Annotated in this window: 22 protein-coding genes; 13 read left to right on the top strand and 9 right to left on the bottom strand. The window is 71.6% G+C overall.

Features of this window, described 5'->3' with window-relative positions; translation table 11 throughout:
- Positions 1 to 256: 256 nt before the first annotated feature.
- Positions 257 to 1,051, bottom strand: a complete 795-nt coding sequence (locus tag WMR31_RS21415; RefSeq protein ID WP_340540957.1) for a deoxyribonuclease IV — start codon at positions 1,049 to 1,051, stop codon at positions 257 to 259.
- A 234-nt stretch (positions 1,052 to 1,285) separates the two neighbouring features.
- On the opposite strand from WMR31_RS21415, the gene WMR31_RS21410 reads away from it, so the two are divergent.
- Entirely contained in the window at positions 1,286 to 3,484 is a 2,199-nt protein-coding gene (locus tag WMR31_RS21410) for an FHA domain-containing protein (RefSeq protein WP_340540956.1), read from the top strand.
- 15 nt (positions 3,485 to 3,499) lie between these two features.
- Here WMR31_RS21410 and WMR31_RS21405 read toward each other — a convergent pair whose 3' ends face one another.
- Positions 3,500 to 4,483, bottom strand: a complete 984-nt coding sequence (locus WMR31_RS21405; protein WP_340540955.1) for a serine/threonine-protein kinase — start codon at positions 4,481 to 4,483, stop codon at positions 3,500 to 3,502.
- Between the two features lie 251 nt (positions 4,484 to 4,734).
- Here WMR31_RS21405 and rpsF point away from each other — a divergent pair, with 251 nt between their 5' ends.
- The 4 genes from rpsF (at position 4,735) to rplI (ending at position 6,552) form a co-directional block, all read left to right on the top strand.
- Complete coding sequence (gene rpsF / locus WMR31_RS21400; RefSeq protein ID WP_340540954.1) at positions 4,735 to 5,025, top strand: 30S ribosomal protein S6; 291 nt, start codon at positions 4,735 to 4,737, stop codon at positions 5,023 to 5,025.
- Between the two features lie 141 nt (positions 5,026 to 5,166).
- Complete coding sequence (locus tag WMR31_RS21395; protein ID WP_340540953.1) at positions 5,167 to 5,742, top strand: single-stranded DNA-binding protein; 576 nt, start codon at positions 5,167 to 5,169, stop codon at positions 5,740 to 5,742.
- A 99-nt stretch (positions 5,743 to 5,841) separates the two neighbouring features.
- Positions 5,842 to 6,078 carry a 30S ribosomal protein S18 gene (rpsR, locus tag WMR31_RS21390; protein ID WP_340540952.1) on the top strand — a complete coding sequence of 79 codons (237 nt, stop codon included), beginning with the start codon at positions 5,842 to 5,844 and terminating at the stop codon, positions 6,076 to 6,078.
- A gap of 27 nt (positions 6,079 to 6,105) precedes the next feature.
- Positions 6,106 to 6,552, top strand: a complete 447-nt coding sequence (rplI, locus tag WMR31_RS21385) for a 50S ribosomal protein L9 (RefSeq protein ID WP_340540951.1) — start codon at positions 6,106 to 6,108, stop codon at positions 6,550 to 6,552.
- Positions 6,553 to 6,642: 90 nt separating this feature from the next.
- Here the strand turns inward: rplI and WMR31_RS21380 are convergent, their stop codons facing one another.
- Complete coding sequence (locus WMR31_RS21380; protein WP_340540950.1) at positions 6,643 to 8,004, bottom strand: MATE family efflux transporter; 1,362 nt, start codon at positions 8,002 to 8,004, stop codon at positions 6,643 to 6,645.
- A gap of 563 nt (positions 8,005 to 8,567) precedes the next feature.
- On the opposite strand from WMR31_RS21380, the gene dnaB reads away from it, so the two are divergent.
- From dnaB to WMR31_RS21350, 6 genes are all read left to right on the top strand, one after another.
- On the top strand, positions 8,568 to 9,956 hold the full coding sequence (gene dnaB / locus WMR31_RS21375; RefSeq protein ID WP_340540958.1) for a replicative DNA helicase: 1,389 nt from the start codon (positions 8,568 to 8,570) through the stop codon (positions 9,954 to 9,956).
- Positions 9,957 to 10,375: 419 nt separating this feature from the next.
- The gene (locus WMR31_RS21370; RefSeq protein WP_340540949.1) at positions 10,376 to 10,816 is read left to right on the top strand and encodes a hypothetical protein; all 441 of its coding nucleotides are present in this window, start codon (positions 10,376 to 10,378) and stop codon (positions 10,814 to 10,816) included.
- Positions 10,806 to 11,567, top strand: coding sequence for a uracil-DNA glycosylase (locus WMR31_RS21365; protein WP_340540948.1), 762 nt, complete (start codon positions 10,806 to 10,808; stop codon positions 11,565 to 11,567). Before WMR31_RS21370 ends, WMR31_RS21365 begins: the two co-directional genes overlap by 11 nt.
- 681 nt (positions 11,568 to 12,248) lie before the next feature.
- A complete protein-coding gene (locus WMR31_RS21360) occupies positions 12,249 to 13,019 on the top strand; it encodes a nucleotidyltransferase domain-containing protein (protein ID WP_340540947.1) in 771 nt (256 codons plus the stop codon).
- Between the two features lie 86 nt (positions 13,020 to 13,105).
- Entirely contained in the window at positions 13,106 to 13,699 is a 594-nt protein-coding gene (locus WMR31_RS21355) for a chloramphenicol phosphotransferase CPT family protein (protein ID WP_340540945.1), read from the top strand.
- A 47-nt stretch (positions 13,700 to 13,746) separates the two neighbouring features.
- Complete coding sequence (locus tag WMR31_RS21350; protein ID WP_340540943.1) at positions 13,747 to 14,163, top strand: hypothetical protein; 417 nt, start codon at positions 13,747 to 13,749, stop codon at positions 14,161 to 14,163.
- Positions 14,164 to 14,188: 25 nt separating this feature from the next.
- Here WMR31_RS21350 and WMR31_RS21345 read toward each other — a convergent pair whose 3' ends face one another.
- Entirely contained in the window at positions 14,189 to 14,851 is a 663-nt protein-coding gene (locus WMR31_RS21345) for a LysE family translocator (protein WP_340540942.1), read from the bottom strand.
- Between the two features lie 49 nt (positions 14,852 to 14,900).
- Between WMR31_RS21345 and WMR31_RS21340 the strand changes: the two genes are divergently transcribed.
- The gene (locus WMR31_RS21340; protein WP_340540941.1) at positions 14,901 to 15,446 is read left to right on the top strand and encodes a CGNR zinc finger domain-containing protein; all 546 of its coding nucleotides are present in this window, start codon (positions 14,901 to 14,903) and stop codon (positions 15,444 to 15,446) included.
- A gap of 74 nt (positions 15,447 to 15,520) precedes the next feature.
- Complete coding sequence (locus tag WMR31_RS21335; RefSeq protein ID WP_340540940.1) at positions 15,521 to 16,822, top strand: outer membrane protein assembly factor BamB family protein; 1,302 nt, start codon at positions 15,521 to 15,523, stop codon at positions 16,820 to 16,822.
- Positions 16,823 to 16,898: 76 nt separating this feature from the next.
- Here the strand turns inward: WMR31_RS21335 and WMR31_RS21330 are convergent, their stop codons facing one another.
- The 5 genes from WMR31_RS21330 to WMR31_RS21310 are packed head-to-tail and all read right to left on the bottom strand — an operon-like array spanning position 16,899 to position 26,637.
- The gene (locus WMR31_RS21330; RefSeq protein ID WP_340540939.1) at positions 16,899 to 18,905 is read right to left on the bottom strand and encodes a YehQ family protein; all 2,007 of its coding nucleotides are present in this window, start codon (positions 18,903 to 18,905) and stop codon (positions 16,899 to 16,901) included.
- A complete protein-coding gene (locus WMR31_RS21325; protein WP_340540938.1) occupies positions 18,902 to 20,032 on the bottom strand; it encodes a VWA domain-containing protein in 1,131 nt (376 codons plus the stop codon). Before WMR31_RS21325 ends, WMR31_RS21330 begins: the two co-directional genes overlap by 4 nt.
- Positions 20,029 to 22,437: a DUF5682 family protein gene (locus WMR31_RS21320; RefSeq protein ID WP_340540937.1), complete on the bottom strand. Its 2,409-nt coding sequence runs from the start codon at positions 22,435 to 22,437 to the stop codon at positions 20,029 to 20,031. Before WMR31_RS21320 ends, WMR31_RS21325 begins: the two co-directional genes overlap by 4 nt.
- Positions 22,409 to 23,536: an ATP-binding protein gene (locus WMR31_RS21315; protein WP_340540936.1), complete on the bottom strand. Its 1,128-nt coding sequence runs from the start codon at positions 23,534 to 23,536 to the stop codon at positions 22,409 to 22,411. The genes WMR31_RS21320 and WMR31_RS21315 overlap by 29 nt, the downstream gene beginning before the upstream one ends.
- Entirely contained in the window at positions 23,533 to 26,637 is a 3,105-nt protein-coding gene (locus tag WMR31_RS21310; RefSeq protein WP_340540935.1) for a DUF4132 domain-containing protein, read from the bottom strand. The genes WMR31_RS21315 and WMR31_RS21310 overlap by 4 nt, the downstream gene beginning before the upstream one ends.
- Positions 26,638 to 26,736 lie beyond the last annotated feature (99 nt).

The raw sequence follows: 26,736 nt of genomic DNA, 5'->3' as shown, positions 1-26,736 counted from the left end.
ACAGAGGAGAACCAGCCGGTCCACCCTGCCAGCCAGCCCCAGGCCAGCCACCACCAACCCTCACAGCAAGCGAGCGCAAGCGAGCGCCGACGAAACCCCGGAAACCGTCGCTGCCAGCGTTTCCGAGGAGGGTTGAGAGGTTTCGTCGGCGCGGGACGAGTTCGTTCCTCACTCGTCCCGCTTGCTCAACCTCCGAGGCGGGCGTGGTTTCGGCCCGGCGCCGGTCGGCTTGCTCAACCTCCGTGGGGCGCGCGGTCTAGAGCCGCGACCGGAGCCACTCGAAGTCGGCGACGTGCTCGTCCGCACCGCCCGGCGTCTCGCAGACGACGGGGGCGTCGGCGTCGCGGACGACGGCGGCGAGGAGGTCGGGGTCGATCTTGCCGGCGCCGAAGTTGGCGTGCCGGTCGGCACCGGAGTCGAACTCGTCGCGGCTGTCGTTGCAGTGCACCAGGTCGATGCGCCCGGTGATCGCGCGGACGTCGTCGACCACCGTCTCCAGGTCGTTGCCGCCGGCGTGGGCGTGGCAGGTGTCGAGGCAGAAGCCGACCTGCTCGAAACCCTCCGCGGCCGAGATCGCGTCCCACACCCGGGCGATCCGCTCGAGGTAGCGGGTCATCGCGTTGTCGCCGCCGGCGGTGTTCTCGATGAGCAGCGGCACCTTGAGGTCGGTGGCCTCGATGGCCTTGCGCCAGTTGTCGAAGCCCTTCTCGGGATCATCGGACTTGTTCACGTGACCGCCGTGCACGATGAGGCCCTTGGCGCCGATCGCGGCGGCGGCGTCGACGTGCTGCTGGAGCAGCTTGCGGCTCGGGATCCGGATCCGGTTGTTCGTGGTGGCGACGTTGATGAGGTAGGGCGCGTGCACGTAGAGGTGGACTCCGGCCGCCTCGGCGTCGGAGCGCAGGCCCTCGGGTCCGCCGGCATAGGCCCACTCCGGCCCCTTGTAGCCCTGCGGGTCGCCCAGGAAGAACTGCACCAGTGGTGCGTTGCGTGCCCGGGCCTCGGCGATCGGGTCGGTCTGGTCGACGTGGGCACCGATGGCGATCGTCATGGTTCAACTCTAGGGAGCCGCACCGACGGCCCACGGCTGGCATCGCGGTCGAGTCTGAGAGAGCACTGAGACGGCGTTAAGGGATTGGGGTGAGCACCGGTCCAGGAGTGTGGCGCGCGAGCGGGGCGGGCATTGTGGGAGGCGTCACCAGGCTCGTCGGTAGCCGGGCACGATCTAGCATGGTGCGGCGGACCGATCCCGTCGCACCGCCCACTGAGTTCCCACGGAGTACGCATGACGAGCATCCGCATCCAGTCGAACGGACAGACCCTCACCGGCGACAGCGCCGCCGGCGGACGGGTCTTCCGGATCGGCCGCGACACGGCGTCGGACCTGGTGGGGATGGACCCCACCATCTCGCGGCGGCACGCGGAGATCCGCCCGACGCCCGAGGGCTGGGAGGTCGTCGACCTCGGCAGCTCGGTGGGCACGTGGGTCGACGGCCGGCGTGTCGAGCGTGCCGACCTCTCCGGCACCACGGTCATCGGATTCGGGCGCGACGGGAAGGCGCTCACGGCCACCGTCACCGTCACCCCCGATCTAGCCAAGCCCGCTGCCCCGGCGCCGCCCGCGGCCCCGGGTCCCGCGGTTCCGCCGACGCAGGCCGTCGGACAGTACGGCGCCCCGGGCTCGCCGCCTCCGCCGCAGTTCGGCGCCGGACCCCAGCCGGGACCCCAGCCCGGCCAGGCGCCCCCGCCGAGCCAGTACGGCGACCGCCCGCCGCTCGGCGGTCCGCACGTGCCGGGTGGCACGCCGTTCCTGGAGCAGACCATGGTCGTGCCCGGCGCCGGCGGCGGATTCCCCGGCTTCGGCCCGAGCGGCCCCGGTCTGCTGATCCGGCGGCGCACCGGCGGCGACCTGCGCTTCCCCGCCGGGCTCCCCGTCCGGATCGGCCGCGACCCGGCGCTGGAGGTGCACGCCGACGACCAGGCCGTCTCGCGGCTGCACGCCGTCCTCGAGCCGCGACCCGACGGGTGGTGGTGGGTCGACCGCTCGACGTCGGGCTCCTACATCGACGGCGAACGGCTCACCCAGCGCAAGATCGAGGAGCCGGCCGAGATCAGCCTGGGACACCCGACCGCCGGCTACGAGATCGAGGTCGTGCCCGTGGTCGCGGCCGGGCAGGCCTCCCGCCGGATCCAGGCCCGCAAGCGCCGCCGCACCCTGGCCATCATCGGCGGCATCGCCGCGGCCCTGGTGCTCATCGGCGGAGGGATCACCGCCGTCGCGCTGCTCGACGGCAATGGCGACAGCGACGTCGACGGCGATCCGACCGTCGCCGGACCGACCGACCCCGGCGAGAGCCGCGACGCCGCGTTGAACCGTGCGAAGGCCGCCGCGGTCCTGTTGACCGCCTACGACGAGAACGACCAGCCGTTGTGGTCGGGCTCGGGAAGCCTCATCAGCGAGGACGGCCAGATCCTCACCAACGCCCACGTGGGCGACCCCGACGCGCCGGGCCAGAGCAATCCCTCGCCAGACCCGGCCTACCTCACGGTCTCGCTCACCTCCGAGCAGGACGACCTGCCCGCAGCGGCCGCCTACCGCGCCAAGCCGATCGTCTCCGACGGCTACCTCGACGTCGCCGTCCTCCAGATCGAGGCCGACGCCGAGGGCAACCCGGTCGACAAGGCCGACCTCGACCTGCCCGAGCCGCTGCCGCTGGGCAACAGCGACGACGTCCGCACCGGCGACCGGATCATCGCCCTGGGCTACCCGGCGATCGGCAACGTGATCGCTCACGGCGACCGCCCGCTGACCGTCACCGAGGGTGTCGTCTCGACCTTCCAGGCCGACCCGGTCGTCGGGACCAGCCGGGGCGCGATCGACAGCGACGTCCGGCTCGGCTCCGGCAACTCCGGCGGGCCCTCGATCAACGAGGAGGGCGAGATCATCGGGCTGAACACGCGCGTGGTCACCGCCGACTCGATGGACGCCGGCGCGATCACGGGCGGCTCGGCGCTCATCGTGCCGGTCAACCTCGCCAAGGCGGTGCTCGACATCGCCAAGTCCGGTGGCGACCCCGACTACGTCTCGCCCTACGTCGACGAGCTGCCCGACCCCACGCTCCCCGCCGACGGCAACGTCGTCGCGGCCGGCTGGGTCCGCGAGGGCGAGCAGGGCAATTGCAAGGGCACCAGCAGCCCGGAGGCCCCGCAGCGGCTCAGCGGCGTCACCACCGGCTCCACGATCGTCGCCGAGTTCGGGGCCGAGAGTCTGCCCGACGGTGCCGCGGTGTCGGTGGAGTTCTACGACGCCGACGGCCTGCGCCTCGACAGTCTCAGCACCACCTGGGACCGCGGCCCCGCGCCGGTCTGCATCCAGGTCGGGTTCACCGTGCCGTATGAGCTTCCGGGCCTGAACGCCGTCCTGTTCGTCGGCTCGGGCGGCGAGCCGGCTGCCGAGAACCCGGTCCTCCTCAGCGCGGGCTGACCGTAGCCGGGCCGCTCAGCCGGCCCCCAGCAGCAGCCGTGCGGCAAGGACGCCGAGCACGGCCGCGACCACGAAGCACACCAGCAGCAGGCGCGGCCCCGCTCCGGTCTCCCTGGGGCGCGGGCGCGGATCGACCCCGCGGCGCGCCGCGGGCAGCGGGACGGCGGCCTGCCCCGCCCGATCGGGCACGTAGGGACGCTCCGATCGCCGCACGCGACCCGGCGACGTCGCCGACAGCGCGGCCGAGGCAGCCACCGCCGAGCCGGGACGACGCGCCGGGTCCTGCTCGGTGAGCGCCTCCACCCAGGGGGCGAGCGGCCCGAGCCGGTCGGCGCCGCCGGCGAGCAGCCGGGTGAGCACTCCGACGGAGTAGAGGTCCTGGCGCGGGTCGGGGGCGGCTCCGGCCAGCTGCTCGGGTGCGGCGAAGCCCGGCGTGCCCACCCCGCCGCCTGCGTCGGCTCCTGCGTCGGGCGTCGTGCCGACGGGTGGGTCGCCGAGCACCGCGGCGACCCCGAAGTCGCCGATCCGCAGATGGGGCCGGCTGTACCCGGTGGGCTCGAGCAGCAGGTTGGCCGGCTTCAGGTCGCGATGCACGACGCCGGCGGCGTGGACGGCGGCCAGGCCGTCCAGCAGCTGGCCGAGCAGCACGACGACGAAGCCGAGCGGCAGGGGACCGTGCTCGGCGAGCAGGTCGGCGAGCGTGCCGCCGCGGGCCAGCGGCATCGCGAGGGCCACCAGGTCGTCGTCGGCCACCCAGCCGGTGGGTGCGGCGACGTGGGGATGGGCGATCCGCAGGCTCTGCTCGCGCACGAAGCGCTGCAGGTGGTCGGCTCGCGCGAGCTGGCCGGCCCCTCGGCGGTGGAGCAGCTTGACCGCCACGAACCGGTGCTCGCGCAGGTCCCACGCGCGCCACACCGCGCCCATCCCGCCCACGCCGGCCAGGTCGAGCAGCTGGTACCGGCCCGCGAGCGGCGGGTCGGCGGTGGCGGGCTGGGGCATGGCTGCGACGGTGCCACGATCCGCGCCTCGACGTCCGCGCTCCTCCACAGGCCGCCGGCCACCTGCCCGGCCACCTGCCCGCGAGCTGTGTCGCTCTTGACCGGTCGAGCAACGATTGCGACGGCGGCCCCGCCCGCTGATAGCCTGCCCTGTCTTCGTCCACGCCCACCGACGGGCGCTGCGACGAGATGTACAGCCCTCCTGCCACGGAGAGACCGTGGCCGCGAAGTCCACAGGAGGTGGAGACCGCTGTGCGTGCCTATGAAGTGATGGTCATCCTCGACCCGAGTCTCGAGGAGCGGACCGTCGAGCCGTCGCTCGACAAGTACCTCAACGTCATCCGCAAGGACGGCGGCACCGTCGACAAGGTCGAGGTGTGGGGCCGTCGTCGGCTGGCCTATGAGATCCAGAAGAACGCCGAGGGCATCTACGCCGTCATCAACCTCCAGGCCGAGCCCGCCACGGTCAAGGAGTTCGACCGTCAGCTCGGTCTGAACGAGTCGATCCTGCGCACCAAGGTGATGCGTCCCGACGCTCACTGAGACGTCGGTGGCCACCGGTGGTCGTCCCGTCCCTGTGGATGACCGCTTCCCACCGTCGGTGGTGCGCGCAACGATGTGCACCATCGGCAGCACCCGAACCACCCGAGCCGCAACCTCATCCAGCTCAGCAAGGGAGACACCATGGCAGGCGAGCCCGTCATCACCGTGATCGGCAACCTCACCGACGACCCGGAGCTGCGGTTCACCCCGTCCGGCGCGGCGGTGGCCAACTTCACCGTCGCCTCCACTCCGCGGACGCTGAACAAGCAGACCAACGAGTGGGAGGACGGCGAGGCCATGTTCCTGCGCTGCTCCATCTGGCGCCAGGCGGCCGAGAACGTCGCCGAGTCGCTCCAGAAGGGCGCGCGGGTCATCGTCAACGGCCGGATGCGGGCGCGTTCGTGGGAGGACCGCGAGGGCAACAAGCGCACCTCCTTCGAGATCGACGTCGACGAGATCGGCCCCTCGCTGCGCTGGGCGACCGCCAAGGTCGCCCGGGCCGGTCGCTCCGGTGGCGGTGGCGGCGGGTATTCCGGCGGCGGTGGCGGCTACTCCGGTGGCGGCGGCCAGGCCGACGACCCGTGGGCCAGCTCGGGCCCCCAGCAGGGCGGCCAGGGCGGCGGTCAGGGTGGCGGCCGACCCCAGGGCGGCGGCGGTGCGCCGGCCAACGACCCGTGGGGTGCCCCCGGCGTGGGCTCCGACGAGCCCCCGTTCTGATCCAGCAACACCCTGTCCAACTACATACCCATTCATCTACCTCAACCATTCCGATCCGGTAGCCACTCCGGACCGGGCTTCTAGAAAGGAAGCACCACAATGGCCAAGGCAGTTCTGCGCAAGCCGAAGAAGAAGGTCTGCCAGTTTTGCAAGGAGAAGGCGACCGGCGTCGACTACAAGGACACCGCGCTGCTCCGCAAGTTCATCTCCGACCGCGGCAAGATCCGCGCGCGTCGCGTGACCGGCAACTGCGTCCAGCACCAGCGCGACGTGGCCATCGCGGTCAAGAACGCCCGCGAGCTGGCTCTCCTGCCCTACACCTCGACCGGTCGCTGACCGAAGCGAACAGGAGACGGAACACTCATGAAGCTCATCCTCACCCAGGAGGTCGACGGCCTCGGTTCGCCCGGTGACGTCGTCGAGGTCAAGGACGGCTACGGCCGCAACTACCTCATCCCGCGCAACGTCGCGGTCCGCTGGACCCGTGGCGGGCAGAAGCAGGTCGACTCCATCAAGGCCGCCCGCGCCACCCGCGCGGTCCGCGACGCCGCCCACGCCGAGGAGCTGAAGACCAAGCTCGAGGCCGACGCGGTCGACGTCAAGGTCCGTGCCGGCGAGACCGGCCGCCTGTTCGGCACCGTCACGGTCGCCGACCTGGCCGACGCCATCGCCGACAGCACCGGCGAGAGCATCGACAAGCGCACGATCGTGGTCACCAACCCGATCAAGACCCTCGGTGCCCACACCGTCGGCGTCAAGCTGGCCGACGAGGTCTCGGCCACGGTGGCGCTCAACGTCATCCCCGCCTGACCGGTCCCACCGGCAGGCTCCCGGGCCGCTCCGTCCACCAGGACGGGGCGGCCCGCGGCGTTTCTGGGTTCCCTAGGGCGCCGGGGTTCCCTAGGGCGCCGGGGTGGCTCCGGTGACCATCCAGGCCTCGCCGCGAGCTCGGACCCACAGGGTGAGAAGGCGCCCGCCCATGAACAGTCCGGAGAACAGCACCCACACCGCCAGCAGTCCGGCGCCCCACCACACCGCGGCGACCAGGGTGATCGGGGCGTAGACGAGCGCGACGACGAGCCCGGCCTTGGCCAGGTAGCCGCCGTCCCCGGCGCCGATGAGGACGCCGTCGAGCACGAACACGACGCCGGCGATCGGCTGACCGAGGGCGGCGATGATCAGCACCGGGACCAGCAGGTCGGGCACGGCGGGGTCGTCGGTGAACAGCGGGCCGAGCAGCGGGCTGAGTGCGGCGAGCGCGATCCCGGTGACGACGCCGGACCACAGGCCCCAGGCGACCATCCGCCGGGTGAGGGCGCGGGTGGTCTCGACGTCTCCGGCCCCCAGTGCCCGCCCGGTAATGGCCTGGGCGGCGATGGCGATGGCGTCGAGCACGAAGGCCAGGAAGTTCCACAGCGTCATCGCGAGCTGGTGGGTGGCGACCGCCTTCGACTGTCCCGCGCCCGCGGCGCCGGTGGTGACCGCGACGGTGGTGACCAGGAGCGCGGCGCGCAGGGTGAGGGTGCGCACGATGAGCGGCACGCCGGCCCGGGCGGCGGCGCGGACGCCGGGCAGGTCGGGGCGCAGCGGTGCGCCGTGGCGGCGGGCGCCCCGGACCACCACGACCACCAGGGCGAGGGCGCTGAGCACCTGGGCGATCACCGAGCCGAGGGCCGAGCCGGCGATGCCGAGGTCGAGGCCGTAGACGAGTGCGACGTTGAGGACGATGTTGAGCGCGTTGCCGCCGATCGCGACCACCAGCGGCGTCCGGGTGTCCTGCAGCCCGCGCAGGACCCCGGTCGCGGCCAGCATCACCAGCAGCGGCGCGGTCCCGAGGAAGGCGATCCGCAGGTAGGCGGTCGCGTGGTCGGCGACCTCGCCGTCGACTCCGAACGCGGCGACGAGCGGGTCGGTGAGCGCGACGCCGGCCACCGTGAGCACCGCGCCGATCGCGGTGGCCAGCCACACGCCGTCCACGCCGAGGGAGAGGGCGCCGCGCAGGTCGCCGGCCCCGAGCCGGCGGGCGACGGCGGCGGTGGTGCCGTAGGCGAGGAAGACGCATAGCCCGACGGCGGTCTGGAGGATCGCGGCGGCGATCCCGAGCCCGGCGAGCTCGGGGGTGCCGAGGTGTCCGACGACGGCGGCGTCGGTGAGCAGGAACAGCGGCTCGGCGACCAGGGCGAGGAAGGCGGGCACCGCGAGCCGCAGGATCTCCCGGTCGTAGCCCCGCGCGGCGGTGCGGCCCGCATCAGGGTCGCGCATCGGCTACCACACTAGTGGCAGCCCGGATGCGAGAACCCTCGGGTTCGGGGGCGGTGGATAACCAGGGTCATCCTGTGGATGAGGGTTGGGGTCGGGTATCGCCTGGCGCCACCATCCGGCGACACGGGGGTGGACAGGGGGTGAACGAAAAAACTTGGCCGAAATTTCGGTCCACACCAGGCCAACCGCGTTTCCGCAGGTCAGAGGCCTATAGGTCGGACGAACCGGCCCCTCGTCCACAGGCGCCTCCCCACGCTGTGCACAGTCCGCGGGGCGTCGTCCACGACTCCTCCCCAGTTATCCCCACCCCCCTGTGGATAGGGCGCTGTCGCGAGAGGCTCTCGGCCCGTAGGTTCAGCGACTCGGACTCGGATCCACCCTCCCGCCTCGCCTCGGGCGCATCGTCGCGCCCGCGGTCGGAAACGGGTGTCGGTGGCTGCCCCTAGCCTTCCCCTCATCACCACCTGCCCCACCCGTCACCTACCGCGAACGTGCGGCCTGCTCAGTCCCGAAGCGCCAGTAGAGAGAGTTCTGTGAGTCTCACCGAGTCCGACAGCCGGGGGATCCCCGAGCCGCCGTACGACGACTGGGGCGACGGGCCGGCGGCCTACGAGCCGGGGCACGCGCCGAGCTCGCCGGGCGGGCGCACCCCGCCGCAGGACATGGCGGCCGAGCAGTCGGTGCTCGGCTCGATGCTCATCTCCAAGGACGCCATCGCCGAGGTCTCCGAGGTGCTGCGCGGCACCGACTACTACCGCCCCTCGCACGAGATCATCCACGACGCGATCATCGACCTGTTCGGTCGCGGCGAGCCGGTCGACATGATCACCGTCGCCGCCGAGCTCCAGCGCCTCGGCGAGCTCGCCAAGATCGGCGGGGCGCCGTACCTGCACACCCTGGCCGCCAACGTCCCGATCGCGGCGAACGCGGAGTTCTACGCCCAGATCGTGCACGAGAAGGCGGTGCTGCGGCGTCTGGTCGACGCCGGCACCCGCATCGCCCAGTTCGGCTACGCCGGCGAGGGCCAGGTCGACGACATCGTCGACCGCGCCCAGGCCGAGATCTTCCAGATCGCGGAGAAGCGCAGCACCGAGGACTACGCCCCGCTCAGCGACATCATGGAGGGCGTCCTCGACGAGATCGAGGCCATCTCCAACCGCGAGGCCGGCCTGTACGGCGTCCCCACCGGCTTCGCCGACCTCGACGACCTCACGAACGGTCTGCACGCCGGCCAGATGATCATCGTCGCGGCGAGGCCCGCTATGGGGAAATCGACTCTGGCCCTCGACCTGTGTCGTTCGGCGTCGGTGAACAACAACCTGGCCAGCGTCTTCTTCAGCCTGGAGATGACGCGCTCGGAGATCACCATGCGGCTGCTCTCGGCCGAGGCGAAGGTGCCGCTGAACCACATCCGCAATGGCAACATGCAAGACGGCGACTGGGACAAGCTGGCCCGCCACATGGCGAAGGTCTCCGGTGCGCCGATGTTCATCGACGACAGCCCGAACATGACGATGATGGAGATCCGCTCCAAGGCCCGCCGCCTCAAGCAGCGCCACGACCTGCGCCTGATCGTCATCGACTACCTCCAGCTGATGAGCTCGGGCAAGAAGGTCGAGTCCCGCCAGCTCGAGGTCTCGGAGTTCTCCCGCCAGATCAAGCTGCTGGCCAAGGAGCTCGAGGTCCCGATCATCGCCCTCTCCCAGCTCAACCGTGGCCCCGAGCAGCGCGGCGACAAGCGCCCCATGATGAGCGACCTGCGCGAGTCCGGCTCGATCGAGCAGGACGCCGACATGGTCATCCTCCTGCACCGCGACGACGTCTACGAGAAGGAGTCCACCCGGCCCGGCGAGGCCGACCTCATCGTCGCCAAGCACCGCAACGGCGCCACCCGTGACATCACCGTCGCGTTCCAGGGCCACTACTCGCGCTTTGTCGACATGGCGCACTGATCGGGTGCTGTTGCTGCTGTGTCGAGATGCGGTGATCATTGACTTTGCCTACGACAAATCAGTCTATTCAAGTCATGTCAGTCGAAGCGCCGCCCGACGTGGCTCATGATCCCTTCCCGGAACTGATGCCCGGGCGCGATCGAGCAGCGCCAGTTATCGACGTCGGTGCAGAGGAAGTCGCCGTCAGCGAGAAGGTGCTGCGTTACGTAGCGTCGGAGTCGCGCGACCCTGCGGCGAGTAGCCGCGCGGTCCACTGAGATCGACACCATGCGATCAGTGTGTCCGACGGCAACGCCTTCGTGCACCAGCCAGGGCCTGGTCGGTCGGATTCTGCCTGCCGTCGCGACGTCGTGAGGCGGGCGGGTGTTCGGTCGGTTCGGCGTGCACGTTGCGTCGGCCCCCTCGCCTACGCTCCCGTCATGAACGGTGATCGACTGCGCTGCGCAGAGAACGCTCTTCGGAAGGTTCCCGAGGACTACCGGAAGGTAGACGTAGCCAACGTCGCCGGTCGGGATCGTGGCCACAGCTTCCATCGCGGCATGCACATCGGGTGGGTCTGGGGCGAGGACCAGCGTGGCCAGGTATACCTCGACTTCCTCTCCGAGCATCGGCACCCCGGCATGCACGCCAAGCACTACTTTCCCGACGGCACAAATGAGCCGATCAATACTCCGGGCTCGATACGTCGGGTTTCGTCGGACCCTGCCGAGGACGCGGAGTACGAGCGGAGGTTCGTCGAGGCAAACCGAGCGGCGTACGCCAACCTCCGCGAGCAGGGTCTCCTTCCGCCGCCGGGCGAGAACCTTTCGTCGCAGGAAATCACTGAGTACCTGACGACGGGCAACGAGCATGACGAGTGAGGAGACCGAACTCTCCCGTCATCATCGAGGTGGGGCGCTCCTGGGCGGTGGGTGGGACGAGGTCCTCGCCCACGAACTCGCCAAGCGATACTGGAAGGAGCTGCTTGAGTTCCTCGCCGGAGAGCGCGAGCAGCACTCCGTGTACCCGCCGCCGTCGCAGACCTTCCAGGCCTTCGAGCTCACGCCATACGACAAGGTCAAGGTCGTGATCCTCGGTCAGGATCCGTACCCCAACCCTGGCGAGGCGCACGGCTTGGCATTCTCGGTGTCCGCTGATGCCACAAAGAAGCCACCGTCGCTAAGGAACATCCACAAGGTGCTCGCGGCCGACCTTTCGCGGACTTCGGGCAGGCCGGTGGCGGCGCCCGGTCACGGGAGTCTCGAAGGGTGGGCGGAACAGGGCGTACTCCTCCTGAACACCGCTCTTACCGTGCGTGCCGGTTCCAAGAGCGATCGTGCTCGCCATCGACGATGGCGCTGGGAGGGCCAGGGGTGGGCGACGTTCACCGATGCGGTGATCAAGGCCGTCAGCGACAAGCCCGACCGCGTCGTCTTCATGCTGTGGGGTAACGACGCCAAGCAGAAGGAAAATCTGGTCGACGCTGACCGCCACACGGTGATCAAGTCGTCGCACCCGTCGCCATTCTCGGCCCGCCTCGGATTCCTCGACAGCCGCCCATTCTCCGAAGCGAACGAGACGCTGGAGAAGACAGGGACGATCGACTGGGCACGCACCCGTAGCCACGACTAGGAGTGGGCATGTCCGCTTTGACGGACCCGCGCTTGTCGGCCGGAGTCGTCAGAGTTCACCGCGCGGGTCTCGTCAATCTTGGCTGCATCTCGACAGCTGCTTGTGTTCTTTCCGGCGGCGGCTGCGTCTGGCGGGACGAATCGCGGCGCGGATCAACTCAACCACACACGCCAAGAGTCGGTCGCAGATAGCGTGGCCGCGTGAACGCGGAGCCAACCAGAAGCCAGGTTCGGCGTGCACAGTTCGGCGTGTGGGCGTTCGCGATTCTCGGAGTAGCGGGAGTGGTGGCGGCCATCTTCGTTCCGAGTCCGGGCCGCGTGTTCCTCATTCTGGGTGCGGGGTTCGCGCTGAGCATGGCGGCAGTAGGCGCTGCGGGTCCGTGGTTCAGATTCCGGCGAGACTGACTTGGCACCACTGACCGGGGTCCACCTGACCATGCCGCGGTGAGGGCTGGCATGGACCCCCCGTCGAGCCGGGTCTCGCCAAGATCCACTGCGGCCTGGACGGCGCCCACATCGGGTCTCTCGGCTACTGGGACGGGACGGCCGCCGGTCTCGCGAGCGAGGACGTCGACGACGAGGTGAGCGACCAGGAACGGCGTGGGGAGCGGCGGCGAGAGCGACGCCCCTTCGCCAAAGCAGAGTCGCTAGAACAGCGGAGCGTGCGCACTAGGATCGGTCGATGCTGTCGCCCGAAGCCCGGGACGCTCTCGACGAGCTGGTGCGTCGCGACGACCCGTCGATCCTGGGGCTGGTGCTCAGTGGCTCCGCGGCGCGAGGGATGGCGACGGAGCGGTCCGACGTCGACGTGTTCGTGGTGCGCGCCGCGCAGGGCGAGGAGCGCCCGCGTAAGAGCGCCGCGATCGACGAGATCCCGGACGCGATCGTGGACCTGGAGGACGTGTCGCCGTACGGCACGCCCGGATGGTGGGGGCGCTGGGCCTACGCGTACGCCGAGGTGCTCCGCGACGACGCCGGGGGTCGGATCACCGCCGCGGTGCGCCGACTGGCACTTGTCGACTCAGCCGAGCAACGCGCGATCCTGATCGACCACGATCGGCTCGACGGCTCGGTGAACTACGCCTACCGATCGCTCAAGAGCGACCGCGACGGCCGGGCGTTCGAGTCACGGTTGGACGCCGTCGAGTCGGTGCCGTGGCTGCTCGACGTCGTCTTCACGCTGGCGGGCCGGGTGCGCCCGTACAACAAGTACCTCGCCTGGGAGCTGCGCGAGCACCCGCTCGCCGTGCCCGAGTGGTCCGCGGAGGCCTTACTGCCCGAGCTCGAGCGGATCCTGGCCGGGGATCCGGCTGCGCTGCGTCGCACGTTCGCCGTCGTCGACCGCGAGGTGCGCGCGTGGGACGCCACGCACGCCACCACGCACGACATCACCATCGGTGGCGACCTCATCGACGCGTGGGGCACCGAGCTCGATCTCTTCACGATCCGGTAGGACCGCTGAAACGCGGACGCCCCTCCACGCATCGCGGGTGTTCCGCACCCGGGTCCGAGCGTGCGGCCGCTGGCTAGGTTGACCTGGTGGGAGTGGTGAGTCGCGGCAGAGTGATCCTCCTCAATGGCGTGTCCAGCTCCGGCAAGAGCACCGTCGGTCGCGCGCTGCAGCAGGTGCTCCCGGATCCGTGGTTCCTGTTCCCCGTCGACGCTCTCGGGTCGATGCGCTCGATCGAGCAGACGGCCGCACAGAGCGAGTCGGAGATCGAAGCGACGCTGCGCCGTACGTGCATGGGCTATCACCGCGCGGTCGCCGGCCTGGTGTCGGTCGGCAACCACGTGATCATGGACTACCCGCTCAGTGAGCCGTGGCGGCTGCGGGACCTGCTCGACGTCCTGGACGGTTACGACGTGACGCTCGTCGAGGTCCACTGCGACGCTGCCGAGCTCGACCGTCGAGAGCGCGCGCGAGGCGATCGGCCTCTCGGGCTGGCCGCGTCCCAGGTCGTGTGCGCGCATGAGGACCGAGACATCAGCGTCGACACGACCGATACTCCCCCTGATGCGTGCGCGCATGCCATCGCTGAGAGCCTCCCCGGCCTCGGGGTGAGCAAGGCCTTCGACAGGCTTCGCGCCTCGTCGCGCGAGCCTGCCCCCATCGGGTACACACCCGACCGCTGAGGCCCGCCGGCGAACCCTCCGACCTGGACTGTGGTGGGATTGCCGCCGTGTACATCCGGTTCCAGTCCCCGGAGCCGGGGAGGCGAGGCGTCCACACCGGCGTGTTCGGGCTGACGAACATGCTCGGCCGGGCAGGCGAGCTCAGCAGTGACGAGCATCGGGACTGGCGTGCCGGCAACGACTGGTTCAACGCCGCGTACCCGGATCCGAGTGACGTCGACCCATCGGTCTACGACGAGGAACTGCACCCCCGGGCGACAGCGTGGTTCAAACCCAGCGCCACTCATCTGCTGGATCGCGTCCCGCGCTATCTCGAGATCCTGGAGGCGCACGACGTGCGCTGCGTAAGGGTGGAGTCGGAGGATCCGGGCCGAGTCGTCTACGAGGACGACGTCCAGGTCGTCGTCGTGCCCCACGACCCCGACGCGCCCACGTCTTTCCATCCCCAACCCGCCGTCCCGTAGCGCCGCTCGGTGTCGCGGGCGAGGGTCAGGTCCGGGCGGCTTGGGGCACGTCTCGGGCCAGCAGGACGGCGACCGTACCGAGCAGGGTTCCGGTCAGACGGCGCTGCCACCTGGTCCATGCCGGACGCGCGGACACGAAGCCGGCGATCGAGCCGGCGGCGACCACGATCGAGGCACTGACGGTCATGCTGATGATGATCTGGATCAACCCCAGGCTGAACCCCTGTGCGGTGGTGCTGCCGCGGGCGGGGTCGATGAACTGCGGGATCAGGGCGAGATACATGACCGCCGTCTTCGGGTTGAGCAGGTTGGTGATCAGCCCCACGCGGAACAGGCGCCAACCGGAGTCGGCCTCCAAGGATCGTGCTTCGAACAGTCCCGTCCCGCCGGGCCGGAGCGCCTGCCAGGCGAGCCACGCAAGGAAGAGCACCCCCACCGTCTTGAGGCCGATGCAGAGCGAGGGCACCACGACGAACACGACCGCGAGCCCCAGGTTCGCCATCGTCATGTAGACCAGGAAGCCGAGGCAGGTCCCGGTCAGTGAGACCAAGCCCGCCCGGCGGCCCTGAGCCACGCTGCGCGAGACGAGATAGACCATGTTCGGGCCCGGGGTGAGGACCATCACCAGGGCAGCCAGCGCCATCCCGCCGGCCGCGCCCCACGAGAGCCCCAGGCTCTGCAATGTCATCTTCTGTTCCTTCCCTCGACGTGTCACACCAGCCTGATGTAATGCCCTTGTGCATCTCAACCCTTACGGGGAGTACGCCGTGCTTCTCGCCGCCTCGCTCGCGAACCAATGGCCGGCCGACCGCGCCGGGATCGTCGAGCGGGCGCGGGCCTTCGACATGCAGGCGCCTTTCGAGGAGCCGAGGGAGAGCGATCACGCCGACGTCCGGGTCGTGATCGACCGATGGCTCACGATCGTCGACGAGGACGCCGCCGAGCAGCGCGCCATGCTCCTCAACGAGTTCTTGGCAGACGTCGCCGCCTATCCCCAGCTCACCGATCACGACGACGAGGGCTGGCATCTGCACTACCGCAACGCCGACCTGAGCCTGCCCTACATCCTGCGGTCCGTGATCAGCGTCGGCACCGCTCTGCACCTGACCAACCGGGGCATGCATCGCCTCGGTCGATGCGACGCAGGCAACGACCCGGGCGATCCCTGCCAGAACGTGGTGGCCGATGTGACCCGCAACGGGCGGCAGCGATACTGCAGCGTCCGCTGCGCCAATCGCGCCGCAGTACGCCGTCACCGGGCGCGTCAGGCTCCGATGCACTGAGCTCCGCGGGGCCGACGACGTGACTCTGGCATCGCGCGTCGTTTGGTGCAGACGAGGCAGGGAAAGAGGCCGCCATGCGACTGCCTTCGGCGGCCCGGATCGCCACGGGTGCCGCGCTGCTGAGCCTGAGCGTCGGTTGCACCTCGGCCGACACCGAGGATCGCGACCCCGCGCCCAGCCCGACCGCCGAGGCGGCCGGCTGGCCCGTGTACGACGGGCCGGCAGCACCCGACCTGGTGCTGCGAGAGGTGCCCCTCGACGCCGGCGTCGGGCGTGGCGTCGAGGACGTGGATCGCGTCGAGCGGATCGGCGGCGTGGCTGTGCTCGCCGGTCACAACGACCGGCACGACCTGACCAGGGCGGTGGATCTCGCCTCCGGGCGAGTGCTGTGGCAGCGCCGGTCCGGCGACAGCATCGCCTCCCCGCTCGGCGAGGTCCGGATCGACGGCCCGTGGGCAGCGGTGCCGGCGTCGGGAGCACTGGTCGGCAAGTCCTCTCTGGACGGCTGCGAGCGCAACTCGAAGGCGTGCGGCATCGATCCTCGCCTCGAGGAGCACGGCCAGGCTCTCCATGCGGTGGACGCGCGTACGGGCACCGTGCGGTGGAGCGTGCCCCTGCTGCCCGCGGCACCCGCGTCCGAGCTCGCTCCCCGCCTGCCCTTCGGCGTCGACGAGATCGAGGTCGCTGGTGACACGGTGGTGGTGAACCTGGTCGATGCTCGCGGCGAGGACGCACTCATCCAGGGGTACGACGCCGCCACGGGCAAGCGTCTGTGGGAGAGGTCGGGCGCATGGGTCACCCGCGCGACCGACGGACTGGTGCTGGCCCAGGCGATCGACGACCCCGACGACGAGGCGACGGCGGGAGCGCTGCAGGGCCGGGACGCACGGACCGGCAAGGTGTTGTGGACGAACCCCGAGCTGCCGGTCGGCCCGCTGATCCGCCTGTCGGGCAGCGCGGAGGACGGCATCGGTCATTCCGGCGACAGGTTCTTCGGGCTCGACGACGGCGAGGAGATCACCGGATCGACCGGGCACGCGCTGGTGGCGACGGGCGCCGAAGGGTCGTACGGCGTGAGTGACGGGCCGCGCCTGGAAGAGGGCCGGTGCTGCCTCAGCACGGTGGCGACGGTCGGACCGGACGGGGTGTGGCGCCGCAGTGAGCGTGCGGTCGGTGAGGGCGTCGAGTGGGCCGACGGCGATTACATCTGGCGTTCGATCGACGACGGCGGGCAACGGCTGATCGCCGTCGACCGCACGGGAACGGCCCGATCGCGGGAGGTGTCGGTCACCTACGGCGCGCTGTTCGCCCCGGGGCTGATCCTCAGCGACGACGTCGGCGGCGGGATCCGGATGTGGACCTACCGCTCGGGCTGAGCATGTCCCCCCGCATCACCCCCCGGGCTGTCATTCCTCGGCTTCGCTCGACCCGACGATGACGTCCCGGCTGCGGTCACTGCGCGAACGCGACCAGCACACACAGGTCGGCCAGGGCCTCGACACGGTGCCCTGCGGAGGCGGGCTCCGGCACGACGGCGCCCAGCGCCCCGGCCAGGCGCTGCAGGCCGACGCCGTCGGCCCGGGCGGCGAGCGCACGCAGCTCCGGATCGACCCGCGCCGCCCCGCGCCGGACGCCGAGCACGAGCAGCCGGCCCACGGCCTCGGCCGTCTCGCCCCACAGCGCTGACCAGGGATCGACGCCGCTGCCGGGCAGCGGCGGGAGCCGGCTCGTCGTCAGGCCGACCTGGTGGTGCAGCTGCGGCAGGAGGACGCCGTCCGCGGTCCAGAACGCGGTCGGCTCCAGGCTCAGGCCCGATTCGCCGCGGCGCCAGCGCCCGGCCACCGCGACCGGCTCGGCGGCGCCCTCGGCGCAGTCCGTCAGCAGGGCATGCAGCGCCAGGACGCCGGACTGGTTGCGGCCAGACCAGACCGCCCGCAGCGCCGCGGCATGGCCGGCGTGGTCGAGCACCGTGGCGGCCACCGTCGAGGTGGCCGGATCCAGGGAGACGTCGGCGACGTGCCCGATCCGGCCCACGGTCACGCCGTCGCTGCGCCGCCGCGGCCCGAGCGGAGCGGGGAGGTCGGGCAGGGTGGCGGCCACCTCGCTCAGGTCGCTGGGCAGCACCGCCGCGGTCGCGTCGAGATCCAGGCGTGCCGCCGGAGCCACGCTGACCCGCTGCCGCCCCAGGATCAGCCGCTCGCCGCGTCGCCGGCCTCTGCCGAGCATGGCGCTGCCGGCCGCCCACTCGGCGAGCGGGGTGGCGCCGACCCGGAGCACGCCGAGATCCGCGGCCGTCCAGGTGCGGTCCTCGGTGTCCTCGCGCTCGACGCTCAGCACCGACACCGCCCCGGTGCGGATGTCGAGGAGGAAGACGCCCAGGGCGTTCCAGCCGCCCACGTGCCGGTGCTCCGCGCCGATCCCGAGCAGCCGGACGCCGCCACCGGACACCTCCGTGTCCGCGACGCCGGCCACGATGCCCGCCGGGACCGGCTGAACCTCGTCCGGCCCATCATCGCCGGCACGGATCAACGTCCGCAGCCGGGCCTCGACCTCGCCGATCAGTTCGACGACCCTCTCGGGGGAGAGCTGGCTGTCGCGACCGTGGGCATGCTCGAGTTGCTCGGCGATCTCGCGCAGGGCCGCCGCCGGATGCCGTAGCCCGGAGTCCTCCCACCGGCTGGCCAGTCGCACCGCGCCGCTGATCAGGGCTCCTGCCGCCCCGGTCCCCGAGTCGAGGAGCTGAGCGAGCCAGGAGCGCCACTGCGGGTGCTCGGCCGCCGCGGCTGCGATCGCCGGGTGCGACCGGACGTCGGCGGGATCGGCCCGCACCAGGGCACCCGTCGCGCCGGCGGGCAGCAGGTCGCGGGCCCGCAGCGCCAGGTAGAGGTGCAGGCAGGCGGGGGTGCCGCACTCGCACCGGGCGAAGCGGGGGTCCTCGCCCACCGGGAAGCGCACGCTGATCTCCATCGGCAGGTGCAGCCGGACCACGAGCCGGGGTGCGGTCGTCACCCGGGCCACCAGCTGGTCGGCCAACCGGTCACCCTCGCGCCGAACCCGAGCGGAGAAGAGCTGCTCCGGGCCGGTGCCGGACTCCGGCGATGGAGGAGGGTCGTCGTGTGCCGGATCAGGAGCCGTGGCATCCGCCGGGATTTCGGCGGCGTCGCGCTGCCACGCGAGCACCGCCCCGACCAGATGGCGGCAGCGCTGCATGGCCGGACAGCTGCACTCCCACGTGTCGAAGTGCCCGGCGCCCAGGCGGCACACGACGTCGTCGGAGCGCCGGGCCACCAGGGTCTCGCCGTCGCTCGCCCAGTCCACGGTGAGTCCCTGGTCGAGGTCCTTGGCGGCGCGCCGCACCGTGCCGACATTGGTCAGCTCCGCCAGGACCTGAGTGGTCAGGAGGAGCAGGTCGGGCCGAGGCCCCGGCGCCGGGGCACCCTGCTGATTCGGCCGAATCACCCGACCACCTCCGCCACCCACGCGGCGAGCTGATCGGGCGTCATCACGCCGACATCGGCCCCCTGGGCGGCCAGGGCCTCGGCCAGCGACCGGTCGTAGGCCGCCTGGCCTCTGGTGTCGAGGGCGGGCAGACACAGCACCCGGACGCCGTCGGCCACCATCTTCGCGACGGTGTCGAGCAGCAGACGAGGGTCATCGCCCTCGTGGAAGTCGCTGATCACCACGACGATCGAGCGGCGTGGGTTGTCCAGCAGCCCGCGACAGTAGGCGACCGCCTTGCCGATCAGGGTGCCGCCGCCCAGTTGCACCCGCATCAGCACCTCGACCGGGTCGCCGGCCTCGCCGGTCAGGTCGACCACCTCGGTGTCGAAGACGACCAGGTGCGTGCGCATCACGTCGAGCCCGTGGAAGATCGCGGCGGTGACCGAGGCGTGGATCACCGAGTCGGCCATCGACCCCGACTGGTCGACCGCGACCACGACCTGCCACCGGTTCTGGTGCAGGCGCACCCGGGTGTTGAACAGCGGCTGGGCGATCACCAGCCGCCTTCTGCCGTCGCGCCGGTCGACGTGTCGCAGGTTGGCGCGGATGGTGCCCTGAGCGTCGAAGTTGGCCGCGATCGGCTGACGGCTGCGCCGGCGCGGGTCCCGGCGCCCGGAGAACGGCGAGGTGACCGGGCGGGCCAGGGTGCGCATCAGCTCGCGCACGACGTCCGCGACGATCTTGCGCGCCTGCGCCAGCACCTCGGGGCTCATCAGGTGCTTGGTTGCCAAGATCGCCTTGAGCAGGGAGACGTTGGGCGTCGCTGTGGCCAGGGCGTGCGGATCGGTGACGATCTCGGTGAGTCCGTAGCGATCGAGTGCGTCGGCGGTGATCTTGTCGGCCACCGACGTCGGGAAGAGCCGGTGGACCTCGCTGAGCCACTCGGTCGTGCTGAGCACGCTGGATGCGTCCGGGTCGCCCGCACGGTCGCCGTCGCCGTCCCCGGCGGCTCCGGAGCGGTCGTAGAGGAAGCCCAAGGCGCGGTCCATGTCGGCGTCGGTGCCCGTCAGAGGGCCGAGTTCGGCCTCGCTGCTGCGTCCCAGCACCAGCCGCCACCGCGCGCGGCGTTCGTCGTCGAGGGTCATGACGGCGGTCCGGTCGGGCTGGTCGCGCCGAGCGGTCCGACATGTCGCTCGACGAGGTTCCACAGCGCGGACTCGCGTCCGGCCAGCTGCACGGCGGTGGCCGCGTCGACGCTCCAGCGCGGCAGCTGCGCGGTCCCGGTGAGGTGGGTGAGCAGCGCTCCTCGTTCGCGTCCGTTGAGCGTGCCCATCGCGCGGCGCAGATCGGGCAGCGCGGCCAGGAAGGACTCCTCGGACCAGTGCGCCAGTGCCTGGTCGGCCGCGTCGAAGATCCGCGGCGCGGCGATCGCCAGGTGCCCGGCGACCGCCATCAGCCCGACATAGAACTCGCCGACCTCGGCCGGATCGCCCACCGTGGCCTCGACCGCGGCGTCCGCGTCGCCGGTGAGCAGCCAGTCGGCGCCGACCAGGCCACCCCGCACCTCGGGCGCGTGGGGAGCCACGCCGGGACGGGGCGTCGCCTGGGCCTGGAACGCGCGGGCCAAGCCGACGACGTCGAGATCCACCCGCGGCGCGAGGGTGGTCGCGGTCTCGGCCAGCGTCCGCAACGCGGAGGTGAGGTCGCCGACGTCGGGTCCGGCCGGTTGCGGGGGGAGGGTGGCGAGCACCTGCACGCCCTGGTCGAAGGCGAGCCGGAGCAAGTGCTCGAGGTCGGTGCGACCGACGGCGCCGGCCCAGGTGTCGTAGTGCACCAGGCGTACCAACGCGTCGAGGGCGGCGCCCAGGGCAGGCAGGTCGCGGCTGGCGCCCAGCGTGGCGCCGAGCGCCGTTCCGAGGCGACCGGTCACGTCGTCGATCCCGGCGGCCACCGACTCGACGAGCACTTCGGCCAACCGCCCGGGATCACGCTCGGACAGGACGCGGTGCTCCAGCCGCGCCGCCACGGCCTGGTGCAGGCTCCCGCCCCAGCGGCTGGCCAGGATCAGCGCGGTCTCCACACCCTCGTGCCACCGCACCGCCCAGCCCTCGCGGCCGGTCACCACGCTGCGCGAGGTGCCGCCGCTCCTGCCGGTGACCAGACCACCGTCGAGGCGCAGTTCGGCCGCGGGAACCTCGAGGATGCGTAGTGCATGCAGGAGTCGGCTGCGCTCACGGTCGCGGTGCACCTGAAGGTCGAGCGACACCGGCGAGACGGTGCGCTCCCGAGGCAGCTCGAGCTCGGCCCAGCGGGTGCGCGCCTCGTCCACCAGCGGAGGCTGGGCGGTCGCGGCGGCCAGGCGGCCGGCCCGGTCACCCCGCATCGCCAGGCGCACCTCGCGCAGCATCGGGTGCTCGGTGTCCCGGTCGGCCCCGAGGTCGTCTTTCACCACCGCGGCGGCGATGCCGTCCACCAGGTCGTCGCGCCACAGCCGCGCGTGCCCGCGGAGCTGCTGGAGGCCCCGTGCGGTGGTCAGGGCGGCGATCAGGTCGGCGGCGGACACGCTGATCCGGTGCCGGCGCAGCGCCGCGACGGCGTCGGCGAGGAGCCCGTTCACCAGGGCCGAGTCGGCCGCCGGGCCGGGCCTCGCCCCGGCGGCGTCCTCGAAGACTCGCTCGTAGAAGCCGGGCGTGGGCTGGCCGGCCAGGTAGCCGGCGTCCTGGTCGAGGGTGACGTACGACGTGGGCACCAGGCCGTGCCCGGTGACCTGCCCGGGGAGTGGGGCGGCGGCGTCCGCCGCGACGGCGGGTGGCGTGGCGGTGTCCACCAGACGTCGCAGCCCGGCGACGTGGAAGGCCCCGACGACCACGAGCACCGGGCCGGTGGTCTCGGCCAGGACGGCGCGGATGCGCGCGGCCATGTGGGCCTCGCGGGCCCGGTTCTCTGCGTCGTCGGCCACGGGGGAGGACTCACGCAGGCCGGTGCCCAGGATCTCGGCGCGTCGCAGGTAGTCGTCGGTGCTCAACGTCGGGTCGATCTCGAAGAACTCGTCCCAGACCGCCGACATGTCCTCGCGGCCGACATAGCCCGCGAGGGTCTCGAAGAACCGACGTCCCGGCTCGGCATCGCGGACCGCCGGTGCCGCGACGTCGTCACCGAGATCACCCGCTCCGGAGCGCATCCGTAGGGCGTGCGAGGCGCTCCACGGCAGATCGATGAACTCCACCCGCGCGCCGGCGGCGGTGCCGCACTCGATGGCCTGCCACTCAGGGGAGAACGAGGTGAGCGGGTAGAGGGCGTGCGCCTGGTGGTCGGCGCCGTCCGGCCCGACGTAGCGCAGCCAGCTCAGGATCGCGATCGGCAGGGAATGGCCGAGCAGCAGCTGGTCGAGGTCGCGGTAGTCGGCCGGCCCCTCCACGAGGACGGCGTCGGGGCGCCGGGTCGCGATCAGCTCGCCGACGACCCGCGCCGCGGCCGGTGAGTGATGGCGGACCGGGACCCAGCAGATCCGTTCGGCCCGATCAGTCGAGGATGCGGCTGCGGGCGGCATAGATCTCCTGCCAGCGTCCCGGGCGGCCCTTGACCGCGCGGTTGAAGTAGGTCCGCAGCCGGGCCAGGTCGTCGGTCTCGTCCTTGAGCGCGGTGCCGGCCAGCGACTCGACCAGGTCGGCGCCGTTCGGCTCGCCGCTGCCGAACCAGGCCGAGCGCAGACCGGTGGTGATCGCCACCGCCACCGCCTCGGCGGTCGACATCGCCGTCGAGAGCTGGTCGATCGGCGTCCCGTCGGCGGCACGGCCGGTGCGCAGCTCGGAGAAGGCGGCCACCAGGACCTCGGTCAGGTCGACCGGCATCCGCACGTCGAGGCCGGCGGCTGCGAGGACGGCGTCGGCCTGCTCCCTGACCAGGGCGGCCTCGCGGTCCGGGTCGGCGATGGGCCGGACGGTCTCGAAGTTGAACCGGCGCTTGAGTGCGGCACTCATCTCGTTGACGCCGCGGTCCCTGGTGTTGGCGGTGGCGATCACCGAGAAGCCCTTGCGCGCGTGCAGCACCCGGTCGGGACCGGCGAGCTCGGGCACGGTCAGCACCCGGTCGGAGAGCACCGAGAGCAGGGAGTCCTGCACCTCGATGGGACAGCGGGTGATCTCCTCGAAGCGCACCACCTGCCCCGCACTCATCCCCCGATGCACCGGAGCCGGCACCAGCGCCTCCAGCGAGGGTCCGCGGTCCAGGAGCAGTGCGTAGTTCCAGGAGTACTTGATGGCGTCGTCGGTGGTCGCCGCCGATCCCTGAACGGTCAGGGTGGAGTCACCGGACACGGCCGCGGCCAGCAGCTCGGAGAGGTAGGACTTCGCGGTACCCGGCTCGCCGATCAGCATCAGCCCCCGCTGGGTGGCCAGAGCCACCACGCACCGCTCGACGAACGAGCGCTCGCCCACGAACTTCGTGGTGATCCCCGACGCCGGGTCGCCGATGACGAAGTCGACCACCGCGCGCGGCGAGAGCCGCCAGCCCTCGGGCACCTGCGCACCCTGGGCTCGGTCACGCTCGGCGAGCGCGTGGAGCTCGGCGGCGTGCAGTGCCTCGGCGGTGGGCCGTTGCAGATCGGTGACGTCGACGTCCACCGCCGGGTCCGGGGTCGGCCGGCTCACGTCATCTTCTCCGACAAGGCGGCCAGGCTGCGCCGGGTCTCGGAGACCACGACAGGGTCGGCGGTCGTCCAGTCGAACCAGGTCTGGCCGCGGTCTTCGACGTACCAGAGGTCCGCGGGCTGTTCGACCGGCCCGATCAGCACCTGCTGGACCTGCTGCTCGCCCGACTCGTAGACCATGCCCGACCACAGACCCGGCTCGATCCCGATCACCACGGCCACGCCCAGGGTCTCGAAGGGCAGGTAGAGGAAGTTGACCACTCCGGCGTCGGCCGGGTTCCCGCGGCGCCAGCCGAGGCGCTCGAGGGTGCTGGCGAGTCCGCCGGGGTTGATCGACCCGGTGGGCAGACCGGCGAGATGGATGTCGCCGGCCTGGTCGGGCTCGAGAGCGAAGACTGCTCGGTCGAGCTGCTCGATCGGCGCGATCAGCTCGTAGTCGACCAGGTGGGTGCGCCACGACTCCAGCTCCTCGGCCGACAGCCCGACCGGGTGCGCGAGCGTGAGGACGGCGTCAGCGGGCACCTCGTACGGCTCGTCGTCGACCGTCACGTAGTCGCGTTCCTCGGTCACCCGCACCAGCGCCACCCGCCGGCCCTCGCGCAGCACGCCCCAGACCAGCGGGCGGATCAGGGAGTTCAGCACCGGGTGGGAGACCAGCAGCTCGGCGTGCTCCGCGGCATCCCAGGTGCGCCCGGTCACCATCGCCCGTTCGAGCCGAGCGGTCTGGATCTTCGCCAGCTCCGTCAGCTGCTTGCGGAACACGGTGAAGTCGGCCTTGGCCGCGGCCGCCAGGCCGGCGTCGTCCTTGCTATTGGCCGCCGGCAGGCTCGTGCGCGGCTTGCCGGTCGGACGCCCCTCGTCGTCGAGGTCGCGGATCACCGCCTTCCCCTGCGGCGAGAGCGAGGCTCGGAAGCGACGGGGCCCGTAGTCGAAGATCCGCTGGCCCCGCTCGTCGAGGCCGCCGTCGGGCACCACGCGATCCTCCAGCTGGCCCACGGTCAGGCCCTGGATCGCGGCCAGCTTGGCCAGCGACTCCTGGGCGGCCTTCTGCACCCCCTTGAACTTGGACTTGTTGGCGATCCCGGAGATGGCCTGCAGCGCGGTCGAGGTGCCGGTGGCGGCGAGGACGTCGAGGCCGAGGACGGCGCGTTGGTGCTGCGACTGGCCGGGCCACTCGCGCACCAGCGGGGCCAGGGTGTGGGCGAACCCGTCGGACCCCAGGTAGCCGGCCGCGAGGAAGAGCGCCCGGTCGGCGGACTTGCCGCCGGCGGCCAGGTAGACGTCGAGCAGCCCGGTGCCGACGGCGTCCCGGTCGCGAGTGCTCATCGCCTCCCGTGCGGCGGCGACCAGCGGGCGAGGGTTCAGCGCCGCGTCGTTGGCGCCGCGCACGGCCGACCACAGCAGCGCCTGCACCATGTCGTCGGTGAGCCGGATCTGGTCGATCACGACGGGGGGAAGGGCCGCCGTCGGCAGCTTGGCCGGGATCTTGATCTTGCCCTCGGCGACCGGCGTCTGCTCCTCCGCCGCCGCAGCCTCGTCCCACCAGGCCGGGAGGGGCGCGTCGGTGCCGTAGACGGGCAGGTCCGCCTCGGCGCGAAGCTCGGCCACGATCGCCGCCACGGTCGGGTTGTGGATGTCGTCGGGGAACCCGTTCGGGTCCGCGCCGAGCGACTCGCGGACCACCCCGTTCAGGAGGCTGCGCTGGGCTCCGGTGAATCCGGCGTCGCTGGCGGCCAGTGCCCTGGGGTGAGAGACCAGCCAGGCCCGAGCGATCCCCCCGACCCGGTGGTCCTGGACGAGTTCGGCCATGGTCGAGACGGCGGCCGGGCCGTGGACGAGCGCGGTCAGCACCCCCATCACGCTCTCGGCCTCCACCTTGTCGAAGTACTCCTGGTTGATCCCGGCGGAGACGAACTCAAGCGCTTCCGCCCCGATCAGCCATAGCCAGTTGCGCATCGAGACCGCACCGGTCGGCAGCAGACCCGAGGCGCGCAGCAGCCCGGACCGCTCGGAGGGTGAGTCCACCGCGAAGAGGGCCGATTCGAGGACGCCGACGTTGAGGATCCCCGAGGCGACCGTGGCCCGCACCAGCTCCAGGTGCTCCTCGGGCGAGCCGACCAGGGCGCTGCGGACCAGCTCCTGATAGTCGCCCGGGGACGTGTCGTACAGAGACCTGGGAGTGGTGCTCACGCACGGTCCGCGCCAGGACTCGAGATCACCAGGCTGGAGGTGGGGGAGCACCAGCGCCCGGAGCGCGGGGACGTAGCGGGCGGCGAGCATGCCGGGGTCGTTGGCGTATCCCGAGCTTGCCAGCGTCGCCGCGGGGTCGGTGAGGGCCAGCCGCGAGGCGAGCACCATCCAGGGGTCGGTGTCCCCCACGGTGCCGAGCGGCTCGGTGTCGCTGTCGGGGCCGGCGGTGGGGTCACCGGCGAAGGCGATCCGTTGTGCCAGCGGCAGCGGCTTGGCACGGTCGTACATCAGGTCGCTGCGCCCCTGCGCGAACCGGTTCCACCAGCGGGCTCGCTCGGGAGCGGGCACGCCGTCCACCCGCAGTGGCCCGAAGCTCTGGCGGTGGAAGTAGTTGTCGCTGCGAAGGGCGTGCGCGCGACACCACGCGGCCTCGTCGGCCGTCGAGAAGGGAAGGTCGTCGGGCTCCGGGTCGACCGGCGTCCCGCCGGGAAAGGCGGCTGCGACGACCCGCGGAATCTGCAGGCCGAGTCCGTCGGGCCCCCAATCGCCGTCGTCGGCACTGGAAGAACGGGTGGCCGGCTCGGTGACCGACGTCGTGGCCGGCGCGGTCGAGGTGGTGGCAGCCGGCGCCGGAGGACCCGCGGGAGCCGCGGCCGGTGCGGGGGCCGGTGCGGGGGCCGGGGTCGCGGGAGTGAGTGAGCCGCCCGAGGCACCTTCGACGTAGCCCTTCTTCACCTTCGCCGCGATCTGCTTGTCCGCCTGCTTCTGGGCCTCGGCCGCGTCCGCGTAGGAGGTCGTCTTGGTCTGCCCCTTCGTCCCGGCCCGTCCGTAGTGCACCGTGACGTCGGCATTGGCCACGTCGATGTGCCAGAACTTGTCGGAGGTGCCCTCGACGAGGGTGAAGGTGCGCATGCGGTGGCTCTCCTGCGGGGTGCGGCGATACCAGGGCGGGGTCGTGCCAGCAGGGTAGTGGGGGCTGCCTGACGCGAATCAGCGTTCGGCCGCCGCACG

The sequence above is a fragment of the Nocardioides epinepheli genome (assembly GCF_037936805.1).
GTDB lineage: Bacteria > Actinomycetota > Actinomycetes > Propionibacteriales > Nocardioidaceae > Nocardioides.
This window is presented reverse-complemented; position numbering and strand designations above follow the sequence as displayed.

Coding starts and splice junctions, on each gene's coding strand:
- WMR31_RS21365 (WP_340540948.1), top strand. CDS start 10,806: ATGACGAGTGAGGAGACCGAACTCTCCCGTCATCATCGAGGTGGGGCG.
- WMR31_RS21335 (WP_340540940.1), top strand. CDS start 15,521: ATGCGACTGCCTTCGGCGGCCCGGATCGCCACGGGTGCCGCGCTGCTG.
- WMR31_RS21410 (WP_340540956.1), top strand. CDS start 1,286: ATGACGAGCATCCGCATCCAGTCGAACGGACAGACCCTCACCGGCGAC.
- WMR31_RS21325 (WP_340540938.1), bottom strand. CDS start 20,032: ATGACCCTCGACGACGAACGCCGCGCGCGGTGGCGGCTGGTGCTGGGA.
- WMR31_RS21415 (WP_340540957.1), bottom strand. CDS start 1,051: ATGACGATCGCCATCGGTGCCCACGTCGACCAGACCGACCCGATCGCC.
- rpsR (WP_340540952.1), top strand. CDS start 5,842: ATGGCCAAGGCAGTTCTGCGCAAGCCGAAGAAGAAGGTCTGCCAGTTT.
- WMR31_RS21310 (WP_340540935.1), bottom strand. CDS start 26,637: ATGCGCACCTTCACCCTCGTCGAGGGCACCTCCGACAAGTTCTGGCAC.
- WMR31_RS21405 (WP_340540955.1), bottom strand. CDS start 4,483: ATGCCCCAGCCCGCCACCGCCGACCCGCCGCTCGCGGGCCGGTACCAG.
- WMR31_RS21345 (WP_340540942.1), bottom strand. CDS start 14,851: ATGACATTGCAGAGCCTGGGGCTCTCGTGGGGCGCGGCCGGCGGGATG.
- WMR31_RS21320 (WP_340540937.1), bottom strand. CDS start 22,437: ATGCCGCCCGCAGCCGCATCCTCGACTGATCGGGCCGAACGGATCTGC.
- WMR31_RS21395 (WP_340540953.1), top strand. CDS start 5,167: ATGGCAGGCGAGCCCGTCATCACCGTGATCGGCAACCTCACCGACGAC.
- WMR31_RS21360 (WP_340540947.1), top strand. CDS start 12,249: ATGCTGTCGCCCGAAGCCCGGGACGCTCTCGACGAGCTGGTGCGTCGC.
- WMR31_RS21370 (WP_340540949.1), top strand. CDS start 10,376: ATGAACGGTGATCGACTGCGCTGCGCAGAGAACGCTCTTCGGAAGGTT.
- WMR31_RS21380 (WP_340540950.1), bottom strand. CDS start 8,004: ATGCGCGACCCTGATGCGGGCCGCACCGCCGCGCGGGGCTACGACCGG.
- rplI (WP_340540951.1), top strand. CDS start 6,106: ATGAAGCTCATCCTCACCCAGGAGGTCGACGGCCTCGGTTCGCCCGGT.